We start from the raw sequence: 12,271 nt of genomic DNA, 5'->3' as shown, positions 1-12,271 counted from the left end.
TAATTTGTATCTTTGCAAACCTGTAAGCTTTACAGAAAAAACTGCACAACACAAAAGAAAGATTCTAACCTTATATGAGCCATTTTAACGATTCTATTGAAGTACAAGGAGCACGTGTTCACAACCTTAAAAATATAGACGTTACCATTCCTAGAGATAAACTTGTCGTTATTACAGGATTATCTGGTAGTGGAAAATCGTCTTTAGCTTTCGATACTATTTATGCAGAAGGACAACGTCGATATATTGAAACATTTTCTGCTTATGCACGTCAGTTTCTAGGCAATTTAGAGCGCCCAGATGTCGATAAGATTGATGGTTTATCTCCTGTTATTGCCATAGAACAAAAAACCACGAGTAAATCTCCACGTTCTACAGTCGGGACCATTACAGAAATCTATGATTTTTTGCGTTTATTATACGCTCGCGCTTCAGATGCTTACAGTTTTAATACTGGTGAGCAAATGGTAAGTTATAATGACGAGCAGATAAAAGATCTTATTTTACAATCTTACGAAGGTAAAAGCATTAATATTTTATCACCTGTTATACGATCTCGTAAAGGACATTATCGCGAATTGTTTGAGCAAATTGCAAAACAAGGTTTCGTAAAAGTAAGAACAGATGGCAAGATTGTAGATATAGAAAAAGGATTAAAACTAGATCGTTATAAAAACCACGATATAGAAATTGTTATCGATAGACTTAAGATAGATAGCTCTAAAGACAATGAAAAACGTCTTATGGAAAGCATCAACACCGCTATGTATCATGGTGAAGATGTACTTATGGTTATTGATCAAGATACTAACGAACCGCGTTTCTTTAGTCGTAACTTAATGTGTCCTTCTACAGGAATCTCCTACCCTAACCCTGAGCCAAACAACTTCTCTTTTAACTCCCCAAAAGGAGCTTGTTCTAATTGTAATGGTATTGGTGAATTGTATGTGGTAAATGATGCAAAATTAGTTCCAGACGAAACGCTTTCTATAAAAAATGGTGCTCTAGCACCACATGGTCCTCAAAAGAAAAGTTGGATTTTTAAACAATTTGAAACCATAGCACAACGCTTTGATTTTTCATTAAGTGATCCATGGAAAGACATACCCGACGAAGCAAAACACGTTATTCTGAACGGAGGAAAAGAGAGTTTCACCGTAGAAAGCAAATTATTAGGCGTCTCTAGAGATTACAAAATTGATTTTGAAGGTGTTGCTAATTTCATTCAAAGTCAATACAATTCAGATTCAACATCATTAGTTCGTTGGGCTAAGGAATATATGGACAAAGTAGAATGCCCGGTTTGTGAAGGCTCTCGTTTACGTAGAGAATCTTTATACTTTAAAGTAGATGGTAAAAGCATAGCCGAATTAGCCAACATGGACGTTGTAGAATTAGGGCAATGGTTAGACGGATTAACAGAGCGTCTATCAAATAAACAGCAACAAATTTCAGCTGAAATTATAAAAGAAATCAGAAACAGAGTTCAATTTTTATTAGATGTAGGTTTAACCTATTTATCTTTAAACCGAAGCTCTAAATCGCTTTCTGGTGGTGAAGCACAACGAATTAGATTAGCGACACAAATTGGCTCTCAATTAGTTGGTGTACTTTATATTTTAGATGAACCAAGTATTGGATTGCACCAACGCGATAACGAAAAACTAATTAATTCTTTAATTTCATTAAGAGACGTAGGAAACTCCGTTATTGTGGTAGAACATGATAAGGATATGATAGAACGTGCTGACCACGTTATTGATATTGGTCCTTTTGCAGGAAAATTTGGTGGAGAAATAATTAGTCAAGGAACCCCAAAAGAATTACTAAATCAAAAAACCTTAACGGCTGCATATCTTAATGGAGAACGTAAAATTGAAATTCCTAAGGAAAGACGAAAAGGTAACGGTAAAAAATTAGTACTTAAAGGCTGTACCGGAAACAACTTAAAAAATGTTGATGTAGAGTTCCCCTTAGGTAAAATGATTGGTGTAACGGGAGTTTCTGGTAGTGGAAAATCTACGCTTATTAACGAAACCCTCTACCCTATTTTAAATGCACATTATTTTAATGGTGTAAAAAAACCAATGCCTTACAAAAGCATTAAAGGTTTAGAACATTTAGATAAGGTAATAGACATAAATCAATCACCAATAGGACGTACACCAAGAAGTAACCCCGCAACTTACACTAAAACTTTTGATGAAATAAGAAGTCTATTTGCTAAAATTCCAGAAGCACTTATTCGTGGTTATAAACCGGGACGTTTTAGTTTTAATGTGAAAGGAGGACGTTGCGAAACTTGCCAAGGTGGAGGATTACGTGTTATAGAAATGAATTTCTTACCTGATGTTTATGTAGAATGTGAAACTTGCCAAGGAAAACGTTTTAATCGTGAAACTTTAGAAATTCGTTATAAAGGAAAATCGATTAGTGATGTCTTAAACATGACGATTGAAGAAGCTGTTGGTTTCTTTGAGCATATACCAAAAATTCATAGAAAACTAAAAACTATAAAAGATGTTGGTTTAGGTTACATTACACTAGGACAACAAAGTACAACCCTTTCTGGTGGTGAAGCGCAGCGTATAAAATTAGCTACAGAATTAAGTAAACGCGATACAGGTAATACATTTTATATCCTAGATGAACCTACAACTGGTTTACATTTTGAAGATATTAGAGTCCTAATGAAAGTACTTAATAAACTTGCAGATAAAGGAAACACCGTTTTAATTATAGAGCACAATCTAGATGTAATTAAAACCGTAGACTATGTTATAGATATTGGTTACGAAGGCGGAAAAGGAGGAGGAGAATTAGTTGCGAAAGGCACACCCGAACAAATTATTAAAGATAAAAAGAGTTACACCGCAAAGTTTTTAAAAAAGGAAATGGTGTAAAGTACAAGTACTGTAAATATCATTATTCCCTGTTCCAAAACAGCCTAAACGCATCGCTAATAGCGATCTGTAACTTATACAATCTTATTATTAACTCGATTAAACTAAATATTTTGTAGTCGTCTATTTATTTTATAATTTCAAGATATTAACAAAAAAACCTTAAAAATTATGAAAAGTATTCTTTGGTTAGTCGCCGTTATATGTATAGTCGTTTGGTTACTTGGGTTATTAAATATTATTCCAGGAATGAGCAGCAATAGTCTTATTCATATTTTATTAGTTATTGCAGTAATTGTTATTCTTTATAATATTATATCGGGTAGAAAACCATTATAGACCTTAAAAATATATCAGTAACAAGCGTATCAAAATATTTTGATGCGCTTATTTTTTGGATTAAATATTAATTTCAATCAATTTAACTTAACTTTGAGGAACAATTAAAGTAAAAATGAGCCATATTAATTTATGGCTTTTACATGTTATAATTAGAATAAACTTATGCGAACAGAAAGTAATAGCAAACGTTGGAATGAAATAAAAACAAATGACTCTTGGGCGATTTTTAAAATCATGGGAGAATTTGTAAACGGATATGAAAAATTAAGTAAAATAGGACCTTGTGTTTCTATTTTTGGATCGGCAAGAACTAAGCCTGATCATAAATATTATAAATTAGCTGAAGATGTAGCTACTCAAATTGTAGAACATGGATATGGTGTTATTACAGGCGGTGGCCCCGGTATTATGGAAGCCGGTAACAAAGGTGCTCATATTGCAGGTGGTACTTCTGTAGGACTAAATATAGAATTACCTTTTGAGCAACACGACAATCCATATATCGACTCAGATAAAAGTCTTGATTTTGATTACTTCTTTGTAAGAAAAGTAATGTTTGTAAAATACTCTCAGGGCTTTGTAGTCATGCCTGGTGGTTTTGGAACTTTAGATGAACTATTTGAAGCTATTACGCTAATACAAACTCATAAAATTGAAAGTTTCCCTATTATATTAGTAGGAACTGAGTTTTGGGGCGGTTTGTTAGACTGGGTAAAAACAACTCTTGTAGCTGCTAAAAATATTAATGAAAAGGATTTAGATTTAATTCACCTTGTTGATACTCCTGCTGAAGTTATAGCCATCTTAGATGACTTTTATAAAGATTATGACCTTAGTCCTAACTTCTAAGAAAACCATATTTCTATTCATTACTTATTGAAACATTCAAATTTTTATGATTTTTTCAATAAGTAATGCATATAGAATTGTCAAATTTCACAAAACATTAACTTGGACACTACGCTAACAAATCATATACTTGCTATTCAAGTTAATAAAGTAGTTTTAAAAATGAATCGCTAGCCATTAATAATATGGTCAGTTCAAAAAAAACACTTTTAAATCTTTATAATTCAAAACTCTATAATTGAACAAGCTACATTACATATCTGTACTTTTCATTGTTTTCAGCACTACTCTTATTGCTCAAAACATAATTGATATTAATGCAAATGTTAGTGTAGAAACTAAAACGATTGCAATAACGCAAGCCATCGTTTATAAAAATGAATCTAAAGACACCTTAAAAACAATTTATCTTAGTGATTGGAACAACAGTTACTCTACTAAATCTACACCGTTAGCAAAACGTTTTGAAGAAGAGTTTAGTACCAAATTTCATTTAGCAAAAGATGAACAGCGTGGGTTTACCACAATAGCATCTATAAAAAACCCTACAGGTAATTCTCTAAACTTTGAACGTTTAGAATCTCATATAGATGTCATAAAAGTAGATTTACTTCACCCTGTTTTACCAGGAGAATCTTACAGAATAAGTCTTAACTATCAAATTACACTTCCTGATGCCACTTTCACGAATTACGGAGTTACAAAAGAGCAAGATTTCGATTTAAAATATTGGTACATAACTCCTGCTGTTTACAACGGTAAATGGAATTATTATAGCAATAAAAACTTGGATGATTTATTTGTTCCTAAAGCAGATTTATCAATAAACATTACATATCCTAAAAATTATAAAGTAACCACTGAGCTTGATTTTAATACTACTAGTTTTAATAACACAGAAAATACAAAAACCACTATTTTAAGTGGAGAAAACAGAATAGAAACCTACTTATCACTTCATAAATCACCAACATATAGTTCTGTTCAAACTGATGATTTTTTATTAACTACAAACATTAAAGAAAAAGGATTAATAGGACCACAAAAAGCTTTAATTACAGATAAAATTACACAATACTTAACTAAACATCTTGGTAAATATCCGCACAAAAAGTTATTAGTTACCTCTATAGATTATCAAAGAGATCAGCTTTATGGATTAAATCAGTTGCCTTCATTTTTTAGACCTTTCCCAGATGAGTTTCAATATGAATTAAAACTACTTAAAACCTCATTAAAAAAATATATTGATAATATTCTATTACTTAACCCAAGAAAAGAGCATTGGTTAAGTGAAGGGCTTCAGGTTTATTATTTAATTAATTATGTTGAAGAGAATTATCCTGATATGAAACTGCTAGGAACCTTAGCTGATGTTTGGGGAATTAGAGCTTTTCATGCTGCAGATTTAGATTTCAATTTTCAGTATTTTCTATATTCTATGGAAATTGCAAGAAAAAATAGAGATCAGCCTTTAACCACTTCTAAAGATTCTCTTACCAAATTCAACACCAATATTGCAGGTAAGTATAAAGCAGGTGTAGGACTTAACTACCTAGATCAATTTACAGACGATATTAATTTACCTGATCATCTTACTGAATTTTTAAAAACCTATCAATTAAAAACAGTTTCTCTTAATGATTTTGAAACCTATATAAGTTCTAAAACAACAAAAGACATTCGTTGGTTTTTTACTGACTATTTGGATACGCGCAAAAAAATAGACTTTAAAATTTCGTCTATTAAAACTTTAGAAGATTCTTTACAATTAACTCTAAAGAATAAAAGAGATAACACTATGCCAATATCAGTTTTTAAACTAAAAAACGATTCTGTAATTGGTAAATTATGGGTAGAAAATATAGAAGGTAAAAAGACAATAACTTTACCTAAAGATAGTACTGATAAATTTGTTCTCGATTATGATAATGTTATTCCAGAATATAATCAGCGTGATAACTATAAAGCTGTAAACGGTTCTTTTTTAAACAATAAGCCTTTGCAATTTCGTTTATTTAAAGACATCGAAGACCCTAATTACAATCAGATATTCTTTATGCCTTTGGTAGAATTTAATAATATTTATGATGGCTTAACCTTAGGTACAAAAGTATACAACAAGACCATCTTAAGAAAGCGTCTTAATTATAGGTTCTCACCACAATACGCAACAAAATCTAGAACACTTACAGGCTCTACGTCCATTTTTTACTCACACAATATTGAAGATCAAAATCTATACGATATTACCTATGGGATTTCTGCCGGTTACCAATCTTTTGCTAAAGATGCCTTTTTTACAAGAATAAGACCTTCTATATCATTAAGTTTTAGAAATGACGATTACATAAGATCTAACCAAACCGATCAAATTTCTGCGAGATATGTAAGTATTAAAAGAGAATTGGGAGATGATGCTACTGTTATTTTAGATGAACCAAATTATGGTGTATTTAGCTTAAGGTATTCACATTCTAATCCAGGAGTTATTAATTATTCTAAATTATTTACAGACATACAGATTGCCGATAAGTTTAGTAAAGTTACTTTTAATTACGAATTTAGAAAGCTCACTAAAAGCAATAGAAATATTAACTTTAGATTTTTCGCAGGTTATTTCTTAGAAAATAATACGAATCCTAATTCTAATTATTTCAGCTTTGCCTTAGACAGACCAACCGATTATTTATTTGATTTCAATTATTTAGGACGCTCTGAAGCTGCCGGTTTATTTAGTCAACAAATTATTATTGCAGAAGGAGGATTTAAATCTAAATTAGACACACCATTTGCAAATCAATGGATGACTACAGCTAATTTTAGCACGTCCATTTGGAGATATATTCAAGCTTATGGAGATCTAGGTTTGGTAAAAAACAAGTTTACAAATTCTCAATTTGTTTATGACTCTGGTATTCGCCTTAGCCTTGTTGAAGATTATTTTGAAATCTACTTCCCTATTTACTCAAATTTAGGTTGGGAAATTGCACAACCTCAGTACAGTCAGCATATACGTTTTATGTTCACAGTTGACCCACAAGTACTTCTAGGACTCTTCAGAAGAAAGTGGTATTAATACATTCTTAATTAAGCGTTAAAATAAACTCTTACATTAAATTATTCTCAATAAAAACGACATATTAATAAGAATTCATCAACAACATAACACAAATCTATATTGTGTAAAATTTTTATTTTTTGTACTTTTGCAATAAGCTAGATAAATTATAAAATACAGATTCTACTTCTAAAAATAGTTTTGGTTTAGAATCGAAAACTCTAATTCATATATAATTATATGTTTTCAATTCGTTTTAAAACGAACTATTACATTAATCTAAATTATTTATCTAGTATTATACAAAAAAACGTTTCCAATAATGAATACAGATTCTAAGACTAAAACAGAGATTACTTTTGACGATTTTAAAACGGAAGTTTTAAACGATTACAAACTGGCAGTTACTAGCCGAGAATGTAGTTTATTAGGTCGTAGAGAAGTACTTACTGGTAAGGCAAAATTCGGAATATTCGGTGACGGAAAAGAAATCCCTCAAATCGCATGGGCAAAAGCCTTTAAAAATGGTGATTTTAGATCGGGTTATTATAGAGATCAAACCTTTATGATGGCTATTGGTGAGTTAACCATTGAGCAATTCTTTGCGGGTTTATATGCCGATACCGACCTAAGTAATGAACCAATGTCTGCAGGTCGCCAAATGGGAGGCCATTTTACAACACATAGCTTAGATGAAAACGGACAATGGAAAAATCTTACTGAACAAAAAAATTCAAGTGCAGATATTTCTCCAACTGCAGGTCAAATGCCAAGACTTTTAGGTTTAGCACAAGCTTCTAAAATATACAGAGAAGTAGATGGAATAGATACGACTAAATTCTCTAAAGAAGGAAATGAAATTGCTTGGGGAACTATTGGTAACGCGAGTACAAGTGAAGGTTTATTTTTTGAAACGATAAACGCAGCAGGTGTATTACAAGTGCCAATGGTAATTAGCATTTGGGATGACCAGTACGGAATTTCAGTACACGCAAGGCACCAAACAACAAAAGAAAACATTTCTGAAATATTAAAAGGATTTCAACGCAATGAAAAAGAAAAGGGTTACGAAATTTTTAGAGTAGATGGATGGAATTATCCTGAACTTATAGACACTTACCAACGTGCCGCTAAAATCTCTAGAAAAGAACATATCCCTGTAATGATTCATGTTCAAGAATTAACGCAACCACAAGGACATTCTACTTCAGGATCTCATGAACGTTACAAAAATCAAGAACGTTTAAAATGGGAAGCAGAATACGATTGTAATGCTCAAATGCGTCTTTGGATGATTGCAAATAATATTGCAACAGATGAAGAATTAACAGCGCTAGAACGCAGTATTAAAAAAACCGTAAGAGAAGGTAAAAAAGCAGCTTGGGCAGCCATAATTAATCCTATTATAGCAGAGCGAAAAGAAGCGCTTGTTTTATTAGAAAACTTAGCAACCTCTAGTACTAATAGTGCTTTTATTACAAAATTAAAAAACGAATTAGAAAGCTTTAATGAGCCATTAAGAAAAAACATCCTTTCTGCAACAAGAAAGGCATTACGCTATGTTGTTTCTGAAACATCACCAGAAAAAGTAGCACTTCAAAATTGGATTACAAACTATTTTGAAATTATACAACCAAAATACAGTTCGCATCTACATAGCCAGTCAGAACAAAGTGCTTTAAATCAAACTGAAATACTCCCAACTTACGATCCTTTAGCTGAAGAAGTTGATGGACGTGTGGTTTTAAGAGAAAATTTTGATGCAATTTTCAGCAACTATCCTGAAGCTTTAATTTTTGGAGAAGACGCAGGCTATATCGGAGATGTAAATCAAGGACTAGAAGGACTTCAAGAAAAACATGGAGCACTTAGAGTTGCAGATACGGGCATTAGAGAAGCTACAATTATCGGACAAGGAATTGGGATGGCAATGCGTGGATTAAGACCTATTGCTGAGATTCAGTATTTAGATTACATTATGTATGCGCTTCAAATTATGAGTGATGATTTGGCAACTGTTCAATACAGAACAAAAGGACGCCAAAAAGCACCATTAATTGTAAGAACAAGAGGGCACCGTTTAGAAGGTATTTGGCACTCGGGCTCACAAATGGGCGGGATTCTAAACTTAATTAGAGGAATCCATTTATTAGTGCCAAGAAACATGACAAAAGCAGCAGGTTTTTACAACACACTTCTAGATAGTGATGAACCTGCATTAGTTATAGAATGTTTAAATGGTTACCGTTTAAAAGAAAAATTACCAAATAATATTGGTGAATTTAAAACTCCAATAGGTGTTGTAGAAACAATTAGAGAAGGTAATGACATTACTTTAGTCTCTTACGGTTCTACGCTACGTCTGGTAGAAAAAGCTGCAAAAGAATTGGTACAAGTAGGCATTGATGCAGAAATTATTGATGTACAATCGCTATTACCTTTTGATATTAATCATGATATTGTGAAAAGTATTTCAAAAACTAATCGTGTAATGATTATCGACGAAGATGTATCTGGTGGAGGTTCTGCATATATTTTAAATGAGATATTAAATAAGCAAAATGCTTTTCAATATTTAGATAGCTCACCAAAAACATTAACATCTAAACAACACCGACCAGCTTATGGTACAGATGGTGATTATTTTTCTAAACCATCAACCGAAGATATTTTTGAAGCAGTTTATGACGTTATGAATGAATCAAACCCTTCAAACTATCCTAAACTGAGATAACAACCTTATTTACAACAAAAAAAACCTTCCTTTAATTTAAAAGAAGGTTTTTTTTTGTAGAATAATATTTCAAATTTTATCATTAATTTATTTTTTATAACTTTCACACTCAATTATTAACCCACAACATATGCTTACAGAGGAAATTCTTAATACGTTTAAAAAGAAGGCCGATTTGGTCGATTATATTGAAAAGCACCAAGATGATAACCCAACATTTAAAATTGCTTTAGAAAAATATGCTTATGAACAAGAATTACTCCCTTTACAAGCAGAACTGGTAGATTTTCAACATTGGGTACAAAAAGAAAAGAAAAAAATAGCCATTATTTTTGAAGGTAGAGATGCTTCAGGAAAAGGAGGAACAATTAAACGTTTTACAGAACACCTTAACCCAAGAGCTCGTAGAATTGTTGCCTTAAACAAACCGACTGAGATAGAAAAAAGTCAATGGTATTTTAATCGCTATATAAAAGAACTTCCTAATGCCGGAGAAATTGTTTTCTTTGACAGAAGTTGGTATAATAGAGCTGTTGTAGAACCTGTTATGGGCTTTTGTTCTAAAGAACAGTATAACCGCTTTATGATTCAAGTACCAGAATTTGAACATATGCTCTACGAAAATGGAACTATAATAATTAAATTTTGGTTTTCTGTATCTAAAGAAGAACAACAACGTCGGTTTGAAAAACGCTTAAAAAGTCCTCTCAAAAAATGGAAATTTAGTCCTGTTGATGAAAAAGGCCAGGAACTTTGGAATGAGTTTACAACTTACAAAAATCAAATGTTCTCTAGAACTCACAATTCATTCAGTCCCTGGGTCGTTATTAAATCTAACGACAAAAAACGTGCACGATTAGAAAGCATTAAATATGTTTTAAGCATGTTTGATTACGATAATAAAGGAAGTAATTGCAAATCACTTTTACCAGATCCCAATATTGTACAGCGTTATTTTAGAAACACAGATCAACTTGACCAATAATAAAATTCTCTTTAAAGATGACCGAAAAAAACTTACAACTTCTAAATACAAAAAAGGGAATTGAAGCCTTATTGCGCCAAAAGCAACTAAATATTGAAAAAACGCTTAACAATGTAAAATATGAAAAGCGCCTAGAAAAGCTTCAAGAAGAAATGCTTATTCTTCAACAGTGGGTTGCTAAGAATAATAAAAAGGTAATTATTCTTTTTGAAGGAAGAGATGCCGCAGGAAAAGGTGGTGCTATAAGACGTGTTATTCAACATTTACCGCCACGTGCCATCCGTGTTGTAGCTTTACCTAAACCAAATGAAACCGAAATGGGACAATGGTATTTTCAACGTTATATAAACCGTTTACCTAATGATGGTGAAATTGTATTTTTTGATAGAAGTTGGTATAATAGAGCTGTTGTAGAACCTGTTAATGGATTTTGTACAAAAAAAGAGTACAATATCTTTATGGGACAAGTGAATGAATTTGAAAAAATGATTCAAGATTCTGGTATCTATTTACTTAAACTCTATTTTTCTATAACAAAGAATGAACAAGAGCGAAGATTTAAAGACATTGTAAGTACACCTATAAAAAAATGGAAATATAGCGATGTAGATAGGCGTGCTATTTCATTATGGGATGAATACACAAAATATAAAGAGGTTATGTTTGAAAAAACACAAGTTTCAGCACCTTGGAAGGTTATAAAAGCCAACCGTAAAACCAATGCAAGAATCACTGCTTTTGAATATATTTTAAAAAAAATACCCTACGAAACTAAAGATCTAGATGGAATTAGACATAAATCCATGAAAAAACTTTTGAATGAATAAAATAAAGTAATTGATTTCAATAAAATTAGAGAAGGCATTATTGCCTTCTTTCTTTTTTAACATTAATTTTATAACATGAAGATAGAATCTATTGTCACTATAAAAAAAGAGCTAAAACACCTTTCTCAAGAAGAGCTCTTAGAATTGTGTTTACGTTTGGGGAAATTCAAAAAAGAAAATAAAGCACTACTCACCTATTTACTATTTGAATCTCATGATGAAGATGGATATATTGCCAGTGTAAAATTAAGTTTAGATGCATTATTTGAAGGCATCAATACAGACAGTTACTTCTATATGAAGAAAACTATCCGTAAAATTTTGAGAGAAATTAGAGTTTATAGCCGCTATTCTTTAAAGAAAACCACAGAAGTAGAGCTTCTACTCTATTTTTGTGAGCAAATGAACACTTTAAAACCTTCCATTCATAAAAATATAACCTTAAACAACTTATATGAACGTCAAGTATTGTCTATTAAGAAAAAAATAAGTGTGCTACATGAAGATTTACAATATGACTATAACCTACAACTAGAGGAATTAGAAAACTAAAATAGACTTCATTACTAC

General features: G+C 31.7%; 8 protein-coding genes. All 8 read left to right on the top strand.

Annotated elements, in window-relative coordinates:
- The first annotated feature begins 74 nt into the window (after positions 1–74).
- Positions 75–2,903, top strand: a complete 2,829-nt coding sequence (gene uvrA, locus HSX10_RS12360; RefSeq protein WP_173588535.1) for an excinuclease ABC subunit UvrA — start codon at positions 75–77, stop codon at positions 2,901–2,903.
- Between the two features lie 171 nt (positions 2,904–3,074).
- Positions 3,075–3,242 (top strand): lmo0937 family membrane protein, encoded by a 168-nt coding sequence (locus tag HSX10_RS12355; RefSeq protein WP_173588534.1) that lies wholly within the window; start codon positions 3,075–3,077, stop codon positions 3,240–3,242.
- 165 nt (positions 3,243–3,407) lie between these two features.
- Entirely contained in the window at positions 3,408–4,094 is a 687-nt protein-coding gene (locus HSX10_RS12350; RefSeq protein ID WP_173588533.1) for an LOG family protein, read from the top strand.
- 238 nt (positions 4,095–4,332) lie between these two features.
- Positions 4,333–7,173, top strand: a complete 2,841-nt coding sequence (locus tag HSX10_RS12345; protein ID WP_173588532.1) for a gluzincin family metallopeptidase — start codon at positions 4,333–4,335, stop codon at positions 7,171–7,173.
- A gap of 304 nt (positions 7,174–7,477) precedes the next feature.
- On the top strand, positions 7,478–9,889 hold the full coding sequence (locus HSX10_RS12340) for an alpha-ketoacid dehydrogenase subunit alpha/beta (protein WP_173588531.1): 2,412 nt from the start codon (positions 7,478–7,480) through the stop codon (positions 9,887–9,889).
- Positions 9,890–10,019: 130 nt separating this feature from the next.
- The gene (gene ppk2, locus HSX10_RS12335) at positions 10,020–10,874 is read left to right on the top strand and encodes a polyphosphate kinase 2 (protein ID WP_173588530.1); all 855 of its coding nucleotides are present in this window, start codon (positions 10,020–10,022) and stop codon (positions 10,872–10,874) included.
- Positions 10,875–10,891: 17 nt separating this feature from the next.
- On the top strand, positions 10,892–11,701 hold the full coding sequence (ppk2, locus tag HSX10_RS12330; RefSeq protein ID WP_173588529.1) for a polyphosphate kinase 2: 810 nt from the start codon (positions 10,892–10,894) through the stop codon (positions 11,699–11,701).
- A 75-nt stretch (positions 11,702–11,776) separates the two neighbouring features.
- Positions 11,777–12,253 carry a hypothetical protein gene (locus HSX10_RS12325; protein ID WP_173588528.1) on the top strand — a complete coding sequence of 159 codons (477 nt, stop codon included), beginning with the start codon at positions 11,777–11,779 and terminating at the stop codon, positions 12,251–12,253.
- The last annotated feature ends 18 nt before the right edge of the window (positions 12,254–12,271 follow it).

It is taken from the genome of Winogradskyella undariae, from assembly GCF_013285155.1.
GTDB classification, from domain to species: Bacteria; Bacteroidota; Bacteroidia; order Flavobacteriales; family Flavobacteriaceae; genus Winogradskyella; species Winogradskyella undariae.
This window is presented reverse-complemented; position numbering and strand designations above follow the sequence as displayed.